The sequence below is a fragment of the Acidimicrobiales bacterium genome, assembly GCA_041394245.1.
Lineage (GTDB): Bacteria > Actinomycetota > Acidimicrobiia > Acidimicrobiales > Aldehydirespiratoraceae > JAJRXC01.
In genome coordinates, this window is record JAWKIR010000002.1 from 777490 (window position 1) to 799657 (window position 22168).

General features: G+C 68.8%; 15 protein-coding genes. 12 read left to right on the top strand and 3 right to left on the bottom strand.

Annotated features, from left to right (window positions below):
- Positions 1 to 54 precede the first annotated feature (54 nt).
- The 3 genes from R2707_03905 to R2707_03915 are packed head-to-tail and all read left to right on the top strand — an operon-like array spanning position 55 to position 2529.
- Complete coding sequence (locus tag R2707_03905) at positions 55 to 915, top strand: carbohydrate kinase family protein (GenBank protein ID MEZ5244217.1); 861 nt, start codon at positions 55 to 57, stop codon at positions 913 to 915.
- Positions 912 to 1418 (top strand): nuclear transport factor 2 family protein, encoded by a 507-nt coding sequence (locus R2707_03910; protein MEZ5244218.1) that lies wholly within the window; start codon positions 912 to 914, stop codon positions 1416 to 1418. The genes R2707_03905 and R2707_03910 overlap by 4 nt, the downstream gene beginning before the upstream one ends.
- A 10-nt stretch (positions 1419 to 1428) precedes the next feature.
- A complete protein-coding gene (locus R2707_03915) occupies positions 1429 to 2529 on the top strand; it encodes a Zn-dependent alcohol dehydrogenase (protein MEZ5244219.1) in 1101 nt (366 codons plus the stop codon).
- On the opposite strand, the gene R2707_03920 is transcribed toward R2707_03915, so the two are convergent.
- Positions 2519 to 3049: a J domain-containing protein gene (locus tag R2707_03920; GenBank protein MEZ5244220.1), complete on the bottom strand. Its 531-nt coding sequence runs from the start codon at positions 3047 to 3049 to the stop codon at positions 2519 to 2521. The two genes, R2707_03915 and R2707_03920, sit on opposite strands and share 11 nt — an antisense overlap.
- 55 nt (positions 3050 to 3104) lie before the next feature.
- Complete coding sequence (locus tag R2707_03925; GenBank protein ID MEZ5244221.1) at positions 3105 to 3563, bottom strand: hypothetical protein; 459 nt, start codon at positions 3561 to 3563, stop codon at positions 3105 to 3107.
- A 187-nt stretch (positions 3564 to 3750) separates the two neighbouring features.
- Between R2707_03925 and R2707_03930 the strand changes: the two genes are divergently transcribed.
- The 6 genes from R2707_03930 (at position 3751) to R2707_03955 (ending at position 11860) form a co-directional block, all read left to right on the top strand.
- Positions 3751 to 4500: an alpha/beta fold hydrolase gene (locus tag R2707_03930; GenBank protein MEZ5244222.1), complete on the top strand. Its 750-nt coding sequence runs from the start codon at positions 3751 to 3753 to the stop codon at positions 4498 to 4500.
- A gap of 71 nt (positions 4501 to 4571) precedes the next feature.
- Entirely contained in the window at positions 4572 to 6683 is a 2112-nt protein-coding gene (locus R2707_03935) for a sodium-translocating pyrophosphatase (protein ID MEZ5244223.1), read from the top strand.
- A gap of 124 nt (positions 6684 to 6807) precedes the next feature.
- Complete coding sequence (locus R2707_03940; protein ID MEZ5244224.1) at positions 6808 to 7407, top strand: 5-formyltetrahydrofolate cyclo-ligase; 600 nt, start codon at positions 6808 to 6810, stop codon at positions 7405 to 7407.
- A 33-nt stretch (positions 7408 to 7440) separates the two neighbouring features.
- Positions 7441 to 8784, top strand: coding sequence for a Trk system potassium transporter TrkA (trkA, locus tag R2707_03945; protein ID MEZ5244225.1), 1344 nt, complete (start codon positions 7441 to 7443; stop codon positions 8782 to 8784).
- On the top strand, positions 8781 to 10295 hold the full coding sequence (locus tag R2707_03950; protein MEZ5244226.1) for a potassium transporter TrkG: 1515 nt from the start codon (positions 8781 to 8783) through the stop codon (positions 10293 to 10295). Before trkA ends, R2707_03950 begins: the two co-directional genes overlap by 4 nt.
- The gene (locus R2707_03955; protein MEZ5244227.1) at positions 10292 to 11860 is read left to right on the top strand and encodes a TrkH family potassium uptake protein; all 1569 of its coding nucleotides are present in this window, start codon (positions 10292 to 10294) and stop codon (positions 11858 to 11860) included. The genes R2707_03950 and R2707_03955 overlap by 4 nt, the downstream gene beginning before the upstream one ends.
- Here the strand turns inward: R2707_03955 and R2707_03960 are convergent.
- Positions 11850 to 13133, bottom strand: coding sequence for a M18 family aminopeptidase (locus R2707_03960; GenBank protein ID MEZ5244228.1), 1284 nt, complete (start codon positions 13131 to 13133; stop codon positions 11850 to 11852). The two genes, R2707_03955 and R2707_03960, sit on opposite strands and share 11 nt — an antisense overlap.
- A gap of 151 nt (positions 13134 to 13284) precedes the next feature.
- On the opposite strand from R2707_03960, the gene gltB reads away from it, so the two are divergent.
- From gltB to R2707_03975, 3 genes are all read left to right on the top strand, one after another.
- Complete coding sequence (gene gltB / locus R2707_03965) at positions 13285 to 17901, top strand: glutamate synthase large subunit (protein MEZ5244229.1); 4617 nt, start codon at positions 13285 to 13287, stop codon at positions 17899 to 17901.
- A 10-nt stretch (positions 17902 to 17911) separates the two neighbouring features.
- Positions 17912 to 19375 carry a glutamate synthase subunit beta gene (locus tag R2707_03970; GenBank protein MEZ5244230.1) on the top strand — a complete coding sequence of 488 codons (1464 nt, stop codon included), beginning with the start codon at positions 17912 to 17914 and terminating at the stop codon, positions 19373 to 19375.
- Positions 19376 to 19511: 136 nt separating this feature from the next.
- Positions 19512 to 22166, top strand: coding sequence for an ATP-binding protein (locus tag R2707_03975; protein MEZ5244231.1), 2655 nt, complete (start codon positions 19512 to 19514; stop codon positions 22164 to 22166).
- Positions 22167 to 22168: the final 2 nt, after the last annotated feature.

Genomic DNA, 22168 nt, shown 5'->3' on the forward strand with positions numbered 1-22168 from the left:
GTCGTCGCGATCCCAGCGTGCGAGGCGGGGCGGGCTCCCGGCTATGTTGCCGTCGTGCTTGTCTGCGTCGGCGATCTGCTCGAGGAGGTGCTCGTACGTCTCCGCGACGACCCCGTCCGAGGCGGCGACCGCGTCGTTCGCGCCGCTCGGGTCCGGGGCGGCAGCGCGAGCAATGTCGCCGCGCTGACCGCTGAGCTCGGGGGACGACCGCGTTTCGTGGGCCAGGTCGGCGACGACCACGTCGGCCACACCCTCGTCGAGGACCTCCGACGGCGCGGCGTCGCCGTCCATGCGTCGTTCGCCGGTGGCACCGGGGTGATCATCACGATGGTCGGACGCGGCGGACGGAGTCGGCTGATCGACCGGGGCGCCAGCCGTCGACTGTCGATCATCGAGCCCGAGTGTCTCGACGAGGCGAGCCAGCTGTACATCGCCGGGTCGGCCTTCACCGAGGATCCGTTCGCGAGCGCGATCGATCAACTCCTCGGCGAGGCCGCCGACGCCAGCGTCCCTGTCACGATCGGCGGCCCGTCCGTCACCGATCTCGAGAGTCTCGGTGCCGACGGCTTCCTGGCCCTGTGCGCCGCCGTCGAACCCGTGCACGTGGTGCTCGACCGCGCCGAACACTCGGCCCTCGGGCTCTCACCTCGAGAGGGCATCGTCGGTGCTGCGACCACGGTGGTCACGAACGGTCGCCGCCCGACCCTCGTGATCGACCGCGACGGCGCCCGCGCCGTCGAGGTCACGCCCGTCGACGATCTCCTCGACCGCACCGGTGTGGGCGACGGCTTCCTCGCCGGGTTCCTCCGGTCGCGTGCGTCCGGAGCGGATCCGGTCGCCGCGACCCACGCCGGCCACCGCTGTGCCGCCATGGTGCTCCGACACCTCGGCCCGACCACCGGGAGCGACACGTGACCCACGAACCCACCGCCCGCGAGGCGATACGCGATGTCCTCGCCGCGTACTGCCGCGGCATCGATCGCCGCGACCGGCCACTCGTGCGGGGGTGCTTCCTCGACAATGCGACCGACGACCACGGAACGGGACCGCGCTCGGTCGACGACTTCCTCGACTGGTGTTTCGATCTCCTCGACGGCTACGACTCGACATTCCACTTCCTCGGCCAGTCGTCGTTCGACTTCCGATCCGCGGACGAGGCGATCGTCGAGACCTACGGCATCGCGTCGCACCGGACCGAGGGCGGCCCCGACCATCGCAACCTCGTGACCGGGTTTCGCTACCTCGACACGTTCACCACCGACCCGCACACCACCGACGGCGCTCCGCGTTGGCGGATCCAGCGTCGCGTGTCGGTCACCGACTGGTCGCGCATCGACCGGGCGGGAGACTGGTGGCGCGTGCCGGACTCGATGTTGGCCGGCCGCGCCGGAACTGACGATCCGAGCTACCACCACTAGGTTCTCGCAGATGCGCGGCGCACTGCTCACCGGTCCGAATGCTCCACTCGAGATCGTCGACGATCTCGACATCGAGGAACCCCGAGCCGGTGAGGTGCTCGTCGGCGTGTCCAACTGCGGGATCTGCCACAGCGACGTGACCGTGCAGGAAGGCGGCTACGCCGTGCCCGCGGTGCTGGGCCACGAAGCCGCAGGAATCGTCGAGGCGGTCGGGCCCGGCGTGACCCATCTCCGGGTCGGCGACCATGTGATGCTCACCCCCCTCGCTCCCTGCGGCCACTGCCCGGCGTGTGCCCGTCACGAGGCGACCGCGTGCCCCGACGCCCTTTCGTTCTCCGCCAACACGCGACCCGACGGCTCCACACCGTTCTCGCGCAACGGTTCGCCCGTCTACCGAGGTCTCGGTGTCGGGGGCTTCGCCGAGCAGACCGTGATCAGCGCGAGCGGCGCGGTGAAGATCCCCGACGACATCCCACTCGACATCGCCTGCGTCATCGGCTGTGCCATGCAGACCGGCGTCGGTGCCGTGTTCAACACGGCGAAGGTCGAACGGGGGAGTTCCGTACTGGTCATGGGGCTCGGCGGCATCGGCCAGGCGATCGTGCAGGGGGCCCGCATCGCCGGCGCCACGACCATCATCGTGTCCGACCCGGTCGAGGCACGACGAGAGGCTGCGTCCGGGTTCGGCGCGACCCATCTCGTGGATCCGACCAGCGGCGAGCTCACGGCCGCGGTCGCCGATGCGACGTCGGGTGCCGGTGTCGACTACGCGTTCGAGGCCGCGGGCCGGGCTGCGCTCGTCGAGGAGGGCATCGCGAGCACGCGGGTGGGCGGAACAACCGTCATGGTGGGAGCGTCGCCCATCGAGGAGAACGTCACCATCAACGCAGCGGTGCTGTTCATGACGTTGCAGAAGCGACTCATCGGCAGCCTCCTCGGCCACTGCTGGCCCGACCGCGACATCCCGCTGCTGCTCGACCTCTACCGCAACGGCAGTCTCGACCTCGCCGGCATGGTCAGCCATCGACTCGGGTTGTCGCAGGTCAACGAGGGCATCGGCCTGCTCCACGCCGCCGACGGCATCCGCACCGTCCTCGACATCAGCGCCTGACCGCGGCCATCAGCGCGTCGACGATCGGCCCGATCGGCGGCGCCGGCGTGACGCCCAACGGTTCGAGAGTGAACGCGACCTCCGTCCCCGCGCCGGAGGTCGCCCCGACGGTTGCCGCGAGCTGCCCGACCGCCGGCGCCTCGCCGACGACGATCTCGAGGATGCCGCCGTGCGGATCGACGAAGACCACCTCACCCACGGCATGGCCGGCCTCGGCGAGACGAGCGAGGAGTTCGCCCGGCTCGACGTCGACTCGGTAGTAGCCGTCGACATCGGGTGGCCGTTCGGCCGACACCGGTGTCGGCCTCGGGGCGCGGGGACCGGCATCCGCGGGCGGAGGGGCAGCCGGATCATGGTCACGCAGCAGCGCCCACGCGGCGTTGACGCCGGCTGCGGCGGCCGCCGAGCCTCCGGCATCGGGGTGGGCGCGACGGATCTGGCGTCGGTGGGCGGCGCGCAGCGTCTGCTCGTCGGCGGTCGCGTCGACGCCGAGGATTCGCCGTGCCTCGTCGATCTCCACCTCGACAGTCTGGCCCACCCGGGCCAGACCGCCGCAGGCGGACGGCAGGGGAGCGTCAGATCTTTCCGCCGGCCCGTCGGGCGAGGGCGGTGTCGAGCGCGGCATCGGCACGGGCCGCCGCGGACGCAAGCCCTCCGGCACGCCGACGGATGCTGTAGGCGACGTCGACGTCGAGACCACACGACCGAAGGTCGCGATGCAGTTCACGCGCTCGGCGCGACAACGCCAGGGCACCATCGATCGGGACCACGACGACGCCCAACCGGCCGGGCGCGATGGCCTCGGATCGGTCGGTCCACCCGAGACGACGTTCGATGATCGACAACACCGCGGCCTCGGTGAGCGCTCGCGTGTCGTCGTCGACGTGACGCAGGAGCTCGCCGCTGAAGTTGATCACGAGCACGCCGGCGGCGAAGCCCTGCGCCGCTGCATGACGTTCCTCGCTCTCCAGGAGCTGTGCCCAGCCGCCGCTGACGACGGGAGTTGTCGGTGTCGCTCGTCTGATCGAGAGCATGGTGTACCTCCCGGTGCGTTCCGTCCATCGGATGTCCGTGGCTCCCCATCGGCGTTCTCCGTCCCGCACCCATGACGAGCCTGCGTTCGTTACGGGACCGTCACCAAAGTTCGACGCTGCGACATGATCACGAACACGCAGCGTGGGATCGGGCCGCGGACACGCCGTACGCCCTAGCATCGCGGGCGTGGAGGCCGAGCAGTTCACCTTCGTCGGAGGCGCCGGCGCCGAACTCTCCGCAGCCGTGCGACGTCCCGGCGGTCCGGTTCGTGGCAGCGTCCTGATGGCGCACTGCTTCACGTGCTCGAAGGACCTGCACACGATCACTCGGCTCGCGAGACGGATGGCCGAAGCCGGGTGGATCACCTTCACCTTCGACTTCACCGGCCTGGGGGAGAGTGCCGGCGACTTCGCGGCGTCGTCGGTGAGCACCAACGTCGGCGATCTCCGCCGAGCGGCGGTCGCGATGCTCGAGCGCGACATCGGACCCTGCCTCCTGCTCGGCCACAGCCTCGGCGGCACCGCCGCCGTGCTGGCCGCTTCGTCACTCCACACGGTCGATGCGGTGATCTGCATCGCGTCGCCGTCCGATGTGGACCATGTCCGCCACCTCCTGCCCGACGATGCCTCGGCTCACGACAGCCGATTCGCGATCTCGGTGGGCGGACGCCCGTTCGAGCTGGACCCGCAGTTCCTCGCCGACCTCGACGACCACGACGTCCTCGAGGCTGCTGCCCACCTCGGTCGCCCGATGCTGGTGGTGGAAGCGGGCGACGACGACGTCGTCGGACCGGAGCAGACGCAGGCGCTCGCGACCGCGGGAGCGGCCGACCTCGCTTGTGTCGAGGGGGCCGATCACCTCTTCTCGAATCCCGACCATGCGCGTCAGTTGGGCGACATCGTGGTGAATTGGGCGTCCCGCCACGCGACTGGATAGCGTGTCCCGGTCTTTGACGCGGCTCGCCACATCCGGCGAGCCGTTCCACGAGGCGACGAACAGGAGTATTCGTGAGCGCCGTTCCCTATCTGGCTCTGATCTCGGCATTGGCCGGGCTCGTACTGGCCGGTTTCTATTACAAGGCCGTCGAGGCCGCACCCCCGGGCAACGACCGGATGGTCTTCCTCATGGAGGAGATCCAGAAGGGCGCCAGGGCGTTCCTGAAGCAGGAGTACACCTGGGTCTCGGTGTTCGTCGTCATCATGATGATCCTGCTGGCGATCGTCATCACGCCGCTCGCCGCCGTGAGTTACCTGATCGGTGCGACCCTCTCGGCATCCGCCGGCTACGCCGGTATGACGGTTGCGACGATGGCCAACGCTCGCACCACCGAAGCGGCGAAGGACGGGCCGGGCAAGGCGCTCCCGATCGCCTTCCGCGGCGGTGCGGTCATGGGCTTCTCGGTGGCGGGTCTCGCCCTCGGTGGCCTGATGCTCGTGTACCTGATCTTCGTGGTCTGGGCCCAGGTCGACGATGCCTTCGAGATCGTCACCGCCTACGGGCTCGGCGCATCCTCGATCGCCCTGTTCTCCCGCGTCGGCGGCGGCATCTACACCAAGGCCGCTGACGTCGGCGCCGACCTCGTCGGCAAGGTCGAGGCCGGTATCCCCGAGGACGACCCGCGCAACCCCGCCACCATCGCCGACAACGTCGGCGACAACGTGGGCGACGTCGCCGGCATGGGCGCTGACCTGTTCGAGTCGTACGCCGGCTCGATCATCGCCCCGATCTCGGTGACCGCGTTCGCGTTCGCCCTCGTCGCAGAGGACGCCGACTCCGTCGGCATCGTGTCGCTGCTGACCTTCCCGATGGCGATCGCCTTCGTGGGCATGGTCGCCTCGATCATCGGATCCTTCCTCGTGAAGGGCGGCGAGAGCACCGACTCGAAGGCGCTGAGCAAGGCCCTGCACCTCGGCACCAACGTGGCCATGGGCATCACTGCCGTTGCGACGGTCGGTGTCGCCTACTGGATGTTCGGCGACAGCAACGACTTCGCCGAGGAGGCCCCGTACGGCCTCGCGATCTCCGTCATCGGTGGCCTCGTCATCGGTTGGGCCCTCGGCAAGACCGCCGAGTACTACACCTCCGAACACTTCGCCCCGGTCAAGAAGATCGCGTCCCAGTCCGAAACCGGCCCCGCCACCACGGTGCTCGCCGGCATCAGTGCCGGCATGGTCTCCGTGGCGTCGTCGGTCCTGCTCATCGTCGTGGGCGTCGGCATCGCCTACTGGGGCGGCGAGCAGACGCTCGGCAGCGAGCTGCCCAACGGCTTCGGCGGCATCTACGGCATCGCCGTCGCTGCAATCGGCATGCTGGCCACCACCGGCGTCGTCGTCTCCGTCGATGCCTACGGCCCGATCGCCGACAACGCCGGTGGCATCGCCGAGATGGCCGAACTCGATCCTTCGGTCCGCGAAGTCACCGACGCGCTCGATTCACTCGGCAACACCACCGCGGCAGTGGCCAAGGGGTTCGCCGTCGGTTCGGCCGCCCTCACCGCCCTGGCGTTGTTCAAGAGCTTCGAGTTCGCGATCGCCCAGGCCAGCGACGGCACGGAGTTCCTCGATCTCAACGTCGGCGAGGTCGACGTGTTCATCGGCCTGTTCATCGGTGCCGGTCTGCCCTTCCTCTTCGCCGCCCTCACCATCGACGCCGTCGGCCGAGCCGCCAACGCGATGATCGAGGAAGTTCGTCGCCAGTTCCGCGAGATCCCCGGATTGCGGGAGGGCAAGGAGGGTGTGGTCCCCGACTCCGCCCGCTGCGTCGCGATCTCGACCGAGGCGTCGCTGCGAGAGATGATCATTCCGGGCGCACTTGCGGTGGTCGTCCCCCTGATCACCGGATTCATCAGCGTCAACGCACTCGGCGGCCTGCTCGCCGGCGCCCTCGTGACCGGTTTCGCCCTCGCCATCTTCATGGCCAACGCCGGCGGTGCCTGGGACAATGCCAAGAAGTACATCGAGGCCGGTGCCCATGGCGGCAAGGGCGGCGATCCGCACAAGGCAGCCGTCGTCGGCGACACCGTGGGCGATCCCTTCAAGGACACCTCCGGTCCTGCGATGAACATCCTGCTCAAGGTGATGACCATCGTGTCGCTGGTGTTCGCCAGCGCCTTCGTCTAGCCCCAAGCGTTTCGCCACTCCGCGCGAGACGAGTCGGAACGGGGGCCCTCCGGGGCTCCCGTTCTGCGCGTTCGGGCCGAACGGCCCCTTCGAGCCGGGGGAAGTGGCCGATACCGTGCGAGCCGTGAGCGACACTGCCGCGGCCCGATCAACACTGCGCCTCGAACTGCGCCGACAGCGCGCCGACCTCGACGACGACGATCAGGCGGCCGCATCGATGGCCGTGATGGCCCGGCTGGCCCGGATCCCCGTGCTCCGGCGCGCCGGCCTGGTTGCGGGGTACCGCGCGGTGCGGGGCGAACTCGACATCGATGCGTCACTGATCCTGCTCGCCGAACGGGGCGCGTCGATCACCGTGCCTCGCGTCAGCGGCGAACACCTCGAGTTCATCCGATGGCGACCGGAAGACGCGGTGGTGCCCGGTTCGTTCGGTATCCCGGAACCGCTCGCCGGCGAACGTGTCCCACTCGGCCTGCACGATGTGGTGCTGGCGCCGCTCGTCGCGTTCGATGCGCTCGGCAACCGACTCGGCCAGGGTGGTGGGTTCTACGATCGCGCGCTCACGGCCTGCGGGCCCGATCGACCGGTCGTCATCGGCATCGCACACTCGTTCCAGCAGGTCACGGCGATCCCGTCGGAGGACTGGGACGTCCGAGTGGACGCAGTGGTCACCGAGGACGAGATCCTCGAGTTTCGTCCCGGCGCCCTCGATCCCGCCATCTGACCGCTTTCTCGCCCGACCGGCTAGAAATTCGCTGTGCATGTCATCGTCGTCGGTGCCGGAGAGGTCGGCTCATATGTCGCGGATCGTCTGAGTCGCGAGGGGCACGACGTGGCGATCATCGATCTCGACGACTCCCGGCTCCGTCAGCTGGCCGACGGCCTCGACGTGCTGACGGTGCGGGGGAGCGGCACCCACCCGCGCACCCTCCGCAAGGCCGGCGTCGAGCAGGCCGACCTGCTGGTCGCCGTCACCAGCAACGACGAGGTGAACCTGATCGCGTCACTGCTCGCGAAGTCCATCGGAGTCGAGCGGACCGTCGTCCGTATCGAGGCCGCCGACCTCCGCTCGCCCGAAGCGCAGGCCGTACGCGACGCATCCGGCGGTGATCTCGTCATCGATCCCGATGCCGAAGCGGCCGCAGAGGTCCTCGAATTGCTCGACTTCCCCGGGGCCGACGAGGTCGCCTACATGGCGGGCGGCGAGGTCATCGTGATCGGGGCGCGACTTCCGGCGGAATCGCCGCTGGTCGGGCGAACCCTGAAGGACATCGGCGAGGAGTTCGAACCCGACTGGGACTTCGTCGTCGGTTCGATCAGCCGCGGCGACGAAACGATCATCCCGCGCAAGGACCACGGTCTCGAGGCTGGCGATCATCTCCGGGTCGCGATCAAGCGACGGGCCCGGCGATCCGTGATGCAGCTGCTCGGGCTCGACCACGGTCGACTGAACCGACTCATGCTGCTCGGCGGCGGACGCACGGCCGAGATCCTCGCCGAGCGGCTGACCGCGCGGGGCGTCGAGGTGGTCATCGTCGAGCGGAACCCCGAGCGGGCCCGCACCCTCGCCGAGAACCTCGACGACGTCCTGGTGTTGGAAGGCGACATTGCCGACGCCGACCTCCTCGAAGAGGCCGACATCGGACGCTACGACATGGTCGTCGCCCTGACCGGCGAGGACGACGCCAACATCCTCGCCTGCCTCTACGCGAAGTCCGCCGGTGCCGGCGAGACCGTCGCGATGGTGCATCGCCTGGCACTGCTCACCCTGCTCGGCCAGGCCGGCATCGACGTCGCCCTTTCGCCCCGCACCGCCACGGCCAACGGGGTCCTCCGTTTCGTGCGCGGTGGCGTCGCCGCCGTCGCGACGTTCCTCCAGGGCGAAGCCGAAGTGCTGGAACTCGAAGTGGCGATCAACAGCCCCGCCGACGGTGCACTCGTGAAAGATCTCGGACTCCCAAAGGACGTGCTGATCGGTGCGTTCGTCCGTGACGGGAAGCCCCAGATCGCCCGCGGTCGCAGCCGGCTCCGGGGACGTGATCACATTGTCGTCTTCGCCATGCCGACGGCGGTCGACGAGGTCCACCGAGTACTGGGGTGAGCTACCAGCCCGCAAGGGTCCGGCGCGGGCCTCGCCAGGGGAGCAGCGGGTTCGGTCGGCCGCAGTCGTATTCCCGACTGGCGGTCACCGACGGCCTGCTCCTGCTCGGGATCGGCGCGATGCTGTCCGGCCTCGGCGGCGCATTCGACGATCGCGGCGATGCAGTCGCGCTGGTCATCACCGGGCTCCTGGCGACCGGCATCGGCGTACTCGGTCACCGCTCACTCGAACGCCGGCATCGACCGGCGCCGGGTCGCGTGCTCGGCGGACTCGCGCTCACGTGGCTCGTGCTCGTCGTCATCGGAACCGGCATCTACCTCGTCACCGGAGGGATCGGGCGAGTCGACGACGCCCTCGTGGAGTCGGCGGCCGGTTTCAGCAGCACCAACCTCACGACCGTGAACCACGACGAACTCTCGGTCGCGGTACAGCTCTGGCGTGCGGCGACACAGTGGATCGGCGGCCTCCTCGGGATCCTCGCCGGCGTCGTCGCGCTGCCACTCGCGCTCCGCGGAACGATCCGGACGAGCGACGACCCCCGCGACACCGGCGTGCGCATCGCACCCACGGCGACCATCGGGCGCCGACGCATCCTGACCATCTACGCGACATTGACCGCCGTTCTCGCGGTCGCATACGCGATCGTCGGCCTCAGCCCGCGCATCAGCGTGATCCATGCGCTGACCACCATCTCCACTGGCGGCTTCTCGTCGGAACCCGATTCGTTCGCCGGCCTCGGGACCGGGGCCCGTCTGGTCGCGGTCATCGGAATGACGATCGCCGGCACGAGCTATGTCGTGATGTGGTGGGCCATTCGCGGCCGGATCGAGCCGGTGTGGCGCAGCACCGAACTGCGGGCATACCTCGGAATCCTGGCAGGCGGCTCGCTCGTCGTGTTCCTCTTCGCCGACGGGATCGCGGCGACCGACGCGATCTTCACGACGGTCTCCGCCGTGACGACCACCGGCTTCGCCGTGAACGACTGGACCGTCCTCGACGGGTCCGTTCTCATGGTCCTGCTCATGCTCGTCGCCACCGGAGCGATGTCGGGCGGGGCGGGAGGGGGACTCCATGTCGCACGCGCCTGGATGCTCCTCGGTTTCAGCTCGAGAGAACTGCGTCGCCAGCTCGATCCCCAGTCGGTGGTGGTGGTCAAGCAGAGCGGCACGCCCATCGACGAAGGCACTCTCGAAGGAATGACGGGCTACCAGATCGCCCATCTCGGGTTGTGCGCGTTGGCGGCCGTCGTCCTCGCGGCGGCCGGGTTGGGCGTCATCGACGCGCTGTACACGGGCATCTCGGTGCTCTCGACCTTCGGGCCGGGCGTCGGCCCCGGTGCCTTCGGCGACCTCGGCGACTTCTCTGCGCCGGCCCGTGTCCTGCTGGTCCCGTTCATGCTGGCCGGAAGACTCAGCGTGCTCCCGCTGCTCCTGGGTCTCGCGTGGCTCGTTCGCGTCCGACGCTCCGTCCAGCGCCGATCGCGTCGACTGGCCCGGGCGGTGCGGCGATGACCACACCGCTCACCAGCGCCACGACGGTCGGCGCAAAGCTGTCGCAACCCGATCGCGGGCACCCGAGCACGCCGCTGCATCTGATCGGCATCTCGGTCGGCGTCTTCTCGGTCGGGCTCGGTCTGTGCACCCTGCTCGAGGCGCTGTCGACCAATCGCGACACCACACCGATGCTCGTGTCCACCCTCGTGTGCGCCACGATCGGTTTCACGCTCTGGCGCTTCACGACGACGGGGGGCGTGCGCAGCCGTGACGTCTTCGCGGCGGTCGGCTGGACCTGGCTCGCGATGACCGTGATCGGAGCGGTTCCCTACGTGCTGGCCGGCTCGTTCGCACTGCCGGGCGTCGATCTCGTCGAACAGATCGTCGACTCCCTGTTCGAGTCGGCGTCAGGCTTCTCGTGCACCGGGTCGACCGCGCTCATCGACTTCGAGACTCCCGGACGCGGCCTCATGATGTATCGCCAGTTCACCCAGTGGTACGGCGGCATGGGGATGGTGGTTCTCGCCGTCGCCGTGCTCCCGTTCCTCGGTGTCGGCGGACTCGACCTCATGACGGCCGAAGCACCCGGCCCGTCGTCGGATCGTCTCGCACCCCGGGTGTCGGAGACGGCACGCCGACTGTGGACCATCTACCTCATGTTCACCGTCGTGATGATCGTCGCGCTCTGGCTCACTCCCGGCCCGACGCTCTACGACAGTGTTGCCCACGCCCTCTCCGCCACGTCCACCGGCGGATTCTCCCCCTACTCCCAGTCGATCGGCTACTACGACAGTGTCGCGGTCGAGATCGTGATCATGGCCGGTCTCCTCTTCGGCGGGACCAACTTCGCGCTCCACTGGCGGGTCGCCCGGGGCGACCGGCGCGCCTACGTCCGTGACCCCGAGTTCCGGGGCTACGCCGTGATGGTGACCGTCGTCGTCGGCCTGGTGGCACTGGCGCTTTGGCTCGATGACGGACTCGCCTTCGCCACGTCGCTGCGATTCGGCGCCTTCAACGTCATCTCGCTGGCCACCAGCACGGGTTACGGCAACGCGACCGGTCCCGGCGCGCACGGCGACTTCGTCATGTGGGCTCCGGCGGCGCAGATCCTGCTGCTGTTCATGTTCTCCGTCGGCGCGTGTACCGGGTCGACGTCGGGCGGTATCAAGGTGATGCGCGTCCAGGTGCTCTTCGCCCATGCCCTGCGGTCGATTCGCCGCACCCAGCAGCCCCGGGGCGTCCTCGTCGTCAAGCACGGCACAACCCCCGTCGACGAGGACATCGTCTCCCGTATGGCCGGATTCTTCGTCCTCTACGTCCTGCTCGTCGTGCTCGGGATCGTCGTCGTCACGTCCCTCGGCGGCGACTTCGAGACGTCGGTCGGCAGCGTCGTCGGTTCGCTGGGCGGCATGGGTCCGGGATTGGGCGAGGCGGGACCCACTGCGTCCTTCTCCGATGCATTCTCGCAGCCCGCCCGGCTGGTACTCGCGCTCCTGATGCTGATCGGGCGGCTCGAGATCTTCCCGATGCTCCTGATGTTCGCGGCGTCGTATCGGGCGCTGAACGACCGCCTCAGGCGCTGAGCAGCTCCGTCAGGGCCGCCCGGAACCACCCCGGATCGTGGCTCCCGGCCATTTCGCGGGCCGAGTGCATGGCCAGCTGGGCACAGCCGGCGTCGACGACCGCGATACCCAGCTGACCTGCGGAAACGGGGCCGATGGTCGATCCGCAGGCCAGATCGGTGCGAGTGACGAAGCGCTGCATCGGCACCTCGGCCCGCTCGCACGCGAGCGTGAAGGCGGCTGCCGTCTCGGCATCGGTCGCGTAGCGTTGGTTCGCGTTGACCTTGAGTACCGGGCCGCCGTTGACCTCGACCATGTGGCCGGGCTCGTGCCGGTCGGCGTAGTTCGGGTGGGTTGCGTGGGCGCCATCGGCCGACACCAGAAGGCTCGAGGTCCTGCTCCTGGCCCGATCCTCGAGATCGCCGCCCAGCACCGCCCCGATCCGGTCGATGAGGTCACCGAGCAGGGGAGACCCGGCCCCGGTGCTGCTCACGCTGCCGACCTCCTCGTGGTCGAACAGGCACAACATGGGAATCGAGGGTCCGGGATCGTCGGCCACCGAGAGCAGCGCATCGAGCCCCACGAAGCACGAGAGAAGGTTGTCGATCCGACCGGAGGCGAGGAACTGCTCGTCGAGCCCGGTGAGCGCCGCTGGGGTCAGATCGTGGGCCATCACCTGCCAGGAGAGGACCTCGTCGGGAGCCACGTCGAGTTGTTCGGCCAGGTACACCGGGAACGCCGGGGCCTCGGGACCGGCAGCCCAGATGGGCACCATGTGGCGCTGCCGGTCGAGGAGCAGCCCCTTGTCGTTGATCTCGCGGTCGAGATGGACGGCGAGTTGCGGCACCCGCAGCAGGGGGCGATCGTCGCGAAACAGCATCGACCTCGCCTCGTCGCCGTCGCGGACGACGACGCACCCCGCCATTCCGAGGTCGCGATCCAGCCAGGAGTTGAGCAGTGCGCCGCCGTAGATCTCGACGCCCAACTGACGCCAGCGGCGATCCCCGGCCTCGGGCTGCGGCTTGATGCGCAGGTTGGGGCTGTCGGTGTGGGCACCGATCACCCGCACGGGGCTCGATGCCCGGTGGGCATCGTCGACGACCCACGCGACCAGGGAACCCCCGCGGCGGGTGAAGCATCGCCCCCGGACCGGAATCGGTGTCCCCGGCGTGAATTCGGCGAAGCCGGCGTCGGTCAGCTCGCGCGCCACGGTGGCGACCGCGTGGAACGGGGTGGGGGACTCGTCGAGCAGGCCGAGGAGCCGCCGAGAAATCGAGAGGTCGGGAGCACGCATCGGCCTATGATGACCCACCGGCGGCCCGAGTTGGTCGTCCCCAGCGGGGAATCGGTACGATTTCCCGTCCTGGCAGCCGGGCCAACGTCGTCCCTGCTCCATAGTGCACCGGGCAGTCATGCCCGGACGTTGGAGAACCCGAGGAGACCCCATGGCTGGCGATCTGCCACCCCGTCAAGGCCTGTACGACCCCCGCCACGAGCACGACGCGTGCGGTGTGAGCTTCGTCTGTGACATGCACGGCCGGGCCACCCACGACATCGTCATGACCGGCATCGGTGCACTGTGCAACATGGAGCACCGTGGCGCCCAGGGCGCCGACATCAACACGGGCGACGGCGCCGGAATCCTCATCCAGGTGCCCGATCGGTTCTATCGCGACGTGCTGCCGTTCGAACTGCCACCGAAGGGCGAATACGCCACCGGCATCGCCTTCCTCCCGCAGGACAAGGCCGTGGCGATGATCGCGGCGGAAGCCGTCGAGCGCATCCTCGACGAGGAGGGGCTCGAGGTTCTCGGCTGGCGCGACGTCGCCACCGACGAGTCGATGCTGGGTTCGGCGTCGCTGATGACGATTCCGACGTTTCGTCAGGTCTTCGTTCGCGGCTACGACGCCGACGGTGCGCCGCTCTCGGGCATCGCCCTGGATCGGCCGGCTTTCATCGCCCGCAAGCGCATCGAACACGAGATCTCCGTCCCCGCCGGCGCCGACGAGCTCAACGAAGCCATGGGCGGCGCCTCCGAGACCCACGACGGCGTCTACTTCCCGTCGCTCAGCAGCCGCACGATCGTCTACAAGGGCATGCTGACCACCCCTCAGCTGGCGGCGTTCTATCCCGACCTCACCGATGAGCGCGTCGAGAGCGCACTCGCACTGGTCCATTCCCGGTTCTCGACCAACACCTTCCCGTCGTGGCCGCTGGCCCATCCCTACCGGATCGTCGCCCACAACGGTGAGATCAACACGATTCAGGGCAATCGCAACTGGATGCGGGCCCGCGAGGCGCTGCTGTCCACGCCGAACCTTCCCGGGCTCGAGCGGGCGTTCCCGATCTGCACTCCGGGAGCATCCGACACCGCGGGCCTCGACGAGGCGCTCGAGCTGTTGGTCCTCGGCGGGATTCCGCTCGAAGAGGCCGTGCTGATGATGATCCCCGAACCGTGGGAACACCACGAGGAGATGGACGCCGGCCCCAAGGCGTTCTATCGGTACAACGCGACCCGGATGGAGCCGTGGGACGGCCCCGCCTCCATCGCCTTCACCGACGGTCGCGTCATGGGCGCGGTGCTCGACCGCAACGGACTCCGCCCATCGCGCTACTGGGTCACCGACGAGGGCCTCGTCATCATGGCGAGTGAGGTCGGCGTCGTCGAGATCCCCCAGAGCAAGGTGGTCGAGAAGGGCCGACTCCAGCCCGGTCGGATGTTCCTCATCGACACCGAAGAGGGACGGATCGTCCGCGACGACGAGATCAAGGCCCGCATCGCCGCGGCGCGGCCCTACGGCGAGTGGCTCGATCAGCACCTCGTCACGCTCCACGACCTCCCCGAGGGAACACCACGCCGCGGTGAGGAGGGGACACTGGTCCAGCGCCAGCAGACCTTCGGCTACACCCTCGAGGAGAAGAAGCTCCTCATCGCACCGATGGCAAGGGACGGCTACGAGGCGATGGGTTCGATGGGCACCGACACCCCGATCGCCGTGCTCTCGAAGCGTTCGCGCCAACTCGGCGACTACTTCCAGCAGCTCTTCGCCCAGGTGACCAACCCGCCGCTCGACGCGATCCGCGAGCGGATCATCACCTCGACCTTCGCCCGGATCGGTCCCGAGGGGAACCTGTTCGACCCACAACCCGACTCATGTCGCACGATCCACCTCGACAACCCGGTTATCGTCGACGAGGACCTCGCCCGCCTCGCCGCTCTCGACGGCAGCGACGGCCCGGACGGCTTCCGATCCGAGATCATCTCGACCCTCTATCCCGTGGCCGACGGCGCCGACGGCCTCGCCGCCGCGATCGAGCGGGTCCGGATGGAGGCATCGGCCGCGATCGCGGCCGGCGCCACCGTGCTCATCCTGTCCGACCGCGGAACCAACGAGACGATGGCGGCGATCCCGTCGCTGCTCGCCACCAGCGGGCTCCATCACCACCTCGTGCGTGAGCAGACCCGCACCCGGGCCGGACTCGTCGTCGAGACCGGCGACGTCCGGGAGTGTCACCAGATCTGTCTGCTGATCGGCTACGGCGCCAACGCGATCAACCCGTATCTGGCGTTCGAGACCATCGACGAGATGATCGCCAACGGCGACCACGGCCTCGACCCGTCGATGGATCGCGACACCGCCCACCGCAACTTCGTGAAGGCCGCCGGTACCGGGATCCTCAAGGTGATGTCGAAGATGGGGATCTCGACGGTGGCGTCGTATACCGGTGCACAGATCTTCGAGGCCATCGGCCTGCACTCGTCGGTCGTCGACGAGTACTTCACGGGCACCGTGAGTCGACTCGACGGCGTCGGCCTCGACGTCCTCGCCGAAGAGGTCGCGACCCGCCACCGGCTCGCCTTCCCGAGCAACCCCACCGAGCGGGCCCACCGCACGCTCGAGGTGGGCGGCGAGTACCAGTGGCGCCGCGAGGGTGAATACCACCTGTTCAACCCCGAAACCGTCTTCAAACTGCAGCACGCCACGCGTGAGGGCCGCTACGACATCTTCAAGGAATACACCAGCAGGGTGAACGACCAGGCCAAGAACCTGGGCACGCTCCGTGGCCTGTTCAAGCTCCGTTCCGCCGAACGCCCGTCCGTTCCGCTCGAGGACGTCGAGTCCGTCGAGTCGATCGTGCGCCGCTTCTCGACCGGAGCGATGAGCTACGGGTCGATCTCTGCGGAGGCGCACGAGACCCTCGCCATCGCGATGAACCGAATCGGGGCGAAGTCCAACACCGGCGAGGGCGGAGAGGATGCCCGACGGTTCTCGCCGGACGAGAACGGCGACCTTCGCCGTAGCGCCATCAAGCAGGCGGCGAGCGGACGCTTCGGAGTGACGAGCGAGTACCTCGTCAACGCCGACGACATCCAGATCAAGATGGCGCAGGGCGCCAAGCCCGGCGAAGGCGGCCAGTTGCCCGGCCACAAGGTGTATCCGTGGATCGCCGAGACCCGGCACTCCACACCCGGCGTCGGGCTCATCTCGCCTCCGCCCCACCACGACATCTATTCGATCGAGGATCTCGCCCAGCTGATCCACGATCTGAAGAACGCGAATCCGAAGGCCCGGATCCACGTCAAGCTCGTCGCCGAGGTCGGCGTCGGCACCGTCGCCGCGGGCGTCTCCAAGGCCCACGCCGATGTCGTCCTGATCTCCGGGCACGACGGCGGGACCGGTGCCTCCCCGCAGACCTCGATCAAGCACGCGGGCGGACCCTGGGAACTCGGCCTCGCCGAGACCCAGCAGACGCTGTTGCTCAACGACCTCCGCGACCGGATCGTGGTCCAATGCGACGGCCAGCTCAAGACCGGCCGTGATGTGATGATCGCGGCGCTGCTCGGTGCCGAGGAGTTCGGATTCGCCACGGCGCCGCTCGTCGTCATGGGCTGTGTGATGATGCGGGTCTGCCACCTCGACACCTGCCCGGTGGGCGTCGCGACCCAGAACCCCGAGCTGCGAGCGAAGTTCTCCGGAACTCCGGAGTTCGTGGTCAACTTCTTCGAGTTCATCGCCGAGGAAGTCCGCGAGCTGATGGCCGAGCTCGGCTTCCGCAACCTCGACGAGGCCATCGGTCAGGTCGAGGCGCTCGACGTGACCGATGCCGTCGAGCACTGGAAGGCCGACGGACTCGATCTGTCGCCGATCCTGTTCCTTCCCGAGATCGCCCGGGAGTCGCGTCGACACCAGTGGAAAGACCAGGACCACGGTCTCGAACGGGCCCTCGATCAGACGCTCATCCAGCTCGCCGAGGGTGCGCTCACCGACGGTCGTCCGGTGACGATCGACATCCCGATCCGCAATGTGAACCGCACCGTCGGCACCCTCCTCGGCTTCGAGGTCACCACGAGGCACGGTGGTGCCGGCCTGCCGAACGACACGATCGTCGTGAACTTCACCGGCTCGGCCGGCAACAGCTTCGGTGCGTTCCTGCCACGCGGGATCACGCTGCGACTGAGCGGCGACGCCAACGACTATGTGGGCAAGGGTCTGTCCGGCGGCCGCATCGTCGTGCGTCCGTCCGACGACGCGCGGTTCCTCGCCGAGGAGAACGTCATCGCGGGCAACGTGATCCTCTACGGCGCCACCGGGGGAGAGGCCTTCCTGCGCGGGGTCGTCGGCGAACGCTTCTGTGTCCGCAACTCCGGCGCGATCGCCGTCGTCGAGGCGGTCGGCGACCACGGATGCGAGTACATGACCGGCGGTCGAGCCGTCATTCTCGGCCCGACCGGACGCAACTTCGCCGCCGGCATGAGCGGCGGCATCGCCTACGTCCACGATCCCGATGGGGTCTTCCCCGCACGGGTCAACCACGAGATGGTCGATCTCGAAACCCTCGACGACGAGGACCTCGCGTGGCTGCGCGACCGGGTGGAGAAGCACCGTCACGAGACCGGCAGCGAGGTGGCGGCCCGGATCCTGGCCGACTGGGGCACCACGGCCGGCGAGTTCGTGAAGGTGATGCCCACCGACTACCGCCGGGTGCTCGAGGCCGCCGCTGCAGCCCGTGAGGCCGGAGAAGACGAAACCGAGGCGATCATGGCCGCCTCGCGAGGCTGAGGAGCAGACGATGGGCGACCCACGAGGATTTCTGAAGCACGACCGTGAGCTCCCGACCCGCCGACCCGTTCCGGTCCGGTTGCGGGACTGGAAAGAGGTCTACGACCCGTTTCCCGAGGAGAAACTGCGCGAGCAGGCCAGCCGCTGCATGGACTGCGGCATCCCGTTCTGCAACAACGGCTGTCCACTGGGCAACATCATCCCCGACTGGAACGATCTGACGTACCGGGGGCACTGGCGCGACGCGATCGACCGGCTCCACGCCACCAACAACTTCCCCGAGTTCACCGGCCGGCTCTGCCCGGCCCCGTGCGAGACCGCGTGTGTGCTCGGCATCCACGAACCCCCGGTGACGATCAAGCGCATCGAGGTCGAGATCATCGACCGCGCGTGGGCCGAAGGGTGGGTCAAGCCGGAGATCCCGGTCGTCTCGACGGGCAAGTCCGTCGCAGTGGTCGGGTCCGGCCCAGCCGGACTCGCAGCGGCCCAGCAGCTGACGCGGGCCGGCCATCGGGTCGTCGTCTACGAACGAGCCGACCGGCCGGGTGGACTGCTGCGCTACGGCATCCCGGAGTTCAAGATGGAGAAGCGCCATCTCGACCGTCGGCTCCAGCAGACGGAGGCCGAGGGAACCGAGTTCCGCTGCAACATCAGTGTCGGCGTCGACGTCTCGGCCGACGAACTGCGCGCCGAGCACGATGCCGTCGTGCTGGCCTGCGGCGCAACCCAGGCGCGCGACCTCTCGATTCCGGGGCGCGAGCTGGGCGGAATCCATCAGGCGATGGAGTTCCTCCCGATCGCCAATCACGTCCAGGAGGGCGACCTCGACGCCCCGACCCTCTCGGCCGAGGGCAAGGACGTCATCATCATCGGAGGCGGCGACACCGGCGCCGACTGTCTCGGCACCTCGCTGCGCCAGAACGCGGCATCGATCCACCAGTTCGAGATCATGCCCCGCCCGCCCGACGAGCGACCCGACGCGAACCCGTGGCCGACATGGCCGGTGATCTACCGGGTCAGTTCCGCCCACGAGGAGGGCGGCGAGCGGGAGTACGCCATCAACACGGTCGAGTTCGTCGGCGACGACGACGGGAACGTGGCGCACCTGCGGACGGTACGGGTCGAGCAGGTGTTCGAGGACGGCCGGATGAGCTTCGAGCCGATCGCCGGCTCGGAGCAGGACTTCCCGGCGCAGCTGGTGCTGTTGGCCATGGGCTTCACCGGGCCCGAGCAGGGTGCGCTGACCGAGCAGTTCGGCGTGGAGCTCGACGGCCGGGGCAATGTCGTTCGCGACGATTCCTGGGCCACCAACGTCGACGGTGTCTTCGTCTGCGGCGACATGGGACGGGGCCAGAGCCTCATCGTCTGGGCGATCGCCGAGGGCCGCTCCGCAGCCGCCGCGGTCGATACCTGGCTGATGGACGAGACCCAATTGCCGGCACCGATCCTGCCGACCGCGGCCCCGCTTCGGTAGCCGTCGCGGCCCGAGTGGGCCGAACGGACCAACTTCACCGGGCCGGAATCCTCGGAGACCTCAACTCTGCGCCCGGACGGCCGACCTGAGCCGGGAGGCACCACCACGGGTGCTCTGACGCTCAGAGGCCGTCCGCATGCTCAAGAGGATCAAGGTTCGAGGCAAGCTCCTGCTGCTGCTCGCTACGCCGCTCGTCGCCGTCATGGTGTTCGCATATTCCGGCATCGTCGATCGCACGGAGCGGACCGACTTCCAGGAGGGTGAGGCCCGCATCGCCGAACTTGCCGACGCGGGCGCCGATCTCTCCCTGTCGATCCAGATCGAACGCATCCGGGTCCTCGAACTCGAACGTGGCCTCGTCGAGGGCGACGACGTCCTCACCGCCGAGCGGGCGCAGACCAACGCCCAGCTCGCGCGATGGATCGACGCCATCGACAACGCCCGCGGGGAACTGTCCGATGCGCAGCTCGTCGCCGAGTTCGATGACCTCGCCGAACGACTCCCGACCACGCTGTCCACCGAACGCGGGTCCGACGCCGTCATGGGCACGCTCCTCGCCGGCGCCAGCCGTGCCATCGACGATGCCACCATCGCTCTGGCCGGCCAGGCCGGGGACCTCGACCTGTTGCGATCGTTGACCGACCTCAACGAGCTGATCCGGATGCAATCCGCCTATGCGACCATCACCTCCGTGGGTTCGGAGGCGATCTTCCAGGACCAGCTCAGCGCCGTTGCGGTGACCCTCATCTCGGAAGCCGAACGCAACGCCGAGAACAGCACACTCGCCTTCTCGGCCAGCGCCGACGCCGCCTACCTGACGAGTCTCGAGCGCCTGAAGAACAGCGGCGTCATCCCGAACGCACTCACCCGTATCGACACGGTCGCCGACATCCAGAGCTACATCGGCGGAACGACCGAGGGCGGCGCGCTCGCATGGCTCGAGCAGGGCGAAGCCCAGCTGCGGGGCCTCAACGACATCATCGGCGACCTGGCCTCGGACGCGACCCTGCGGGCCCAGGATGAAGCCGCGACCGCCAACGAGGAAGCCCAGTCGTTCCTCATCCTGGCGGGATCCGTGGTGCTGCTCGCCCTCGTCATGGCGGTCATCATCGGGCGCTCCATCAGCCGGCCCCTCATCCGTCTGACCCGGAGCGCAGAGCAACTGTCGGCCGAGGAGCTGCCCGCACTCGTCGAGTCGATGCGCAGCGCCGGTCGGGCCGAGGCCCCCGTGCTCACGCCGATCGAGGCCAAGGGGCGCGACGAGGTCGCCCAGCTCGCCCACGCCATCTCCGAGATCCAGCAGGTGACGATCGACGTGGCCGAGGAGCAGACCGATCTGCTCCGCCGAGGCATCGCGGACATCTTCGTGAACCTGGCCCGACGCAACCAGAGCCTCCTCGACCGCCAGATCGACTTCATCGACCAGCTCGAATCGCGAGAAGAGAACCCCGACCAGCTCGAGAACCTCTTCCGGCTCGACCATCTCGCCACCCGCATGCGCCGCAACGCGGAGTCGTTGCTCGTGCTGGCCGGCGCGGAGCCGACCCGTCGACGCGGCCGCCCGGTCGAGATCGCCGACGTGCTCCGTGTGGCCATGGGCGAGATCGAGGATTTCAGCCGTATCCAGCTCATGGATGTCGACTCCTCGACCGTGGCCGGTTCGGTCGCCGTCGACCTCGCGCACCTGATGTCGGAGCTGATGGAGAACGCGACACAGTTCTCACCCCCCGATGTCAGCGTCGAAGTCGTCGGCTACCGCATCGCCGACGACAGCTATCAGCTCACGCTGACCGACAGGGGCATCGGCATGAGCGCGGAGCAGATCGCCACTGCCAACAAGACCCTGGCCGAGCCGCCTCTCGTCGGCCTCGACCTGAGCCGTTCACTGGGCTTCACCGTCGTGTCTCGGCTCGCCCATCGACTCGGCGTCACCGTGCAGCTGGCCTCCGGCGCCGAGGGCGGTGTCACCGCCGTCATCACGATTCCGTCCGAGATGGTGGGTCGAGGCGACGAGAGCATCGACGCACCGACGGCCGATGAGATCGCCGACGTCGTCTCGGTGGAGGACCCGACCGACGAACCGGCATCCACGATGGACCCGGTCCCCTCGGAAGCGTTCGGCCTCGAAGCCCTCGCCGAGCCGACCCCGTTGCCGGACGAGCTCCAGGCCAACCCGTTCTTCGGTGGTCCACCGGTCTTCGACGCCCCCGCCGCGGCGGCCGAGACCCCCGACACCACACCCGAGCCGGTCGACGCATCGAACGACGGGCTGGCCAAACTGCCGACCCGCCAGCCGAAGACGCCCCAGGCTTCACCCGAGCCACAGACGCCCGCGGCGGCCGCACCGGCCGCACCGGCCGACGGCGATCTGTTCGCCGCCTTCGGCAGCCCGGCCGGCGTTCCCGCAGCCCCGAGCGATCCGGCCGCCGACCTCTTCGCCCCGATCGACGCCGGTTCGAGCTTGCCCCAGCGCACGCCGACGGCACCTGAGGCCGATCCGCCCACCGCACCTCCGCCGCTGCCGACCCGCGATCCCGCTGCCGTCGGGACCGTGTCGCCCCAGGTCACCAGCGCAGGGCTGATCCGCCGCACCCCCAAGCAGATCGATGTGCCCGAGGAGTCGAAGTACTCGCCGGGCGCGAGCTCGGCGACGTCACCGTCGTCGCAAATCGCACCTGCGGCCAACCGGTCGCCGGACGAAGTCCGCCAGATGCTGTCGCGATACCGCGCCGGTCTGCGCAAGGGACGAGCCCCCGAACCGGGCAACGATCAACCGAACCGACGGAGCTGAGG

What these genes read in the sequence shown, in the direction of transcription:
- R2707_03915 (MEZ5244219.1), top strand. Translation starts at nt 1,429, where the DNA reads ATGCGCGGCGCACTGCTCACCGGTCCGAATGCTCCACTCGAGATCGTC.
- R2707_03925 (MEZ5244221.1), bottom strand. Translation starts at nt 3,563, where the DNA reads ATGCTCTCGATCAGACGAGCGACACCGACAACTCCCGTCGTCAGCGGC.
- R2707_03955 (MEZ5244227.1), top strand. Translation starts at nt 10,292, where the DNA reads ATGACCACACCGCTCACCAGCGCCACGACGGTCGGCGCAAAGCTGTCG.
- R2707_03960 (MEZ5244228.1), bottom strand. Translation starts at nt 13,133, where the DNA reads ATGCGTGCTCCCGACCTCTCGATTTCTCGGCGGCTCCTCGGCCTGCTC.
- gltB (MEZ5244229.1), top strand. Translation starts at nt 13,285, where the DNA reads ATGGCTGGCGATCTGCCACCCCGTCAAGGCCTGTACGACCCCCGCCAC.
- R2707_03970 (MEZ5244230.1), top strand. Translation starts at nt 17,912, where the DNA reads ATGGGCGACCCACGAGGATTTCTGAAGCACGACCGTGAGCTCCCGACC.
- R2707_03975 (MEZ5244231.1), top strand. Translation starts at nt 19,512, where the DNA reads ATGCTCAAGAGGATCAAGGTTCGAGGCAAGCTCCTGCTGCTGCTCGCT.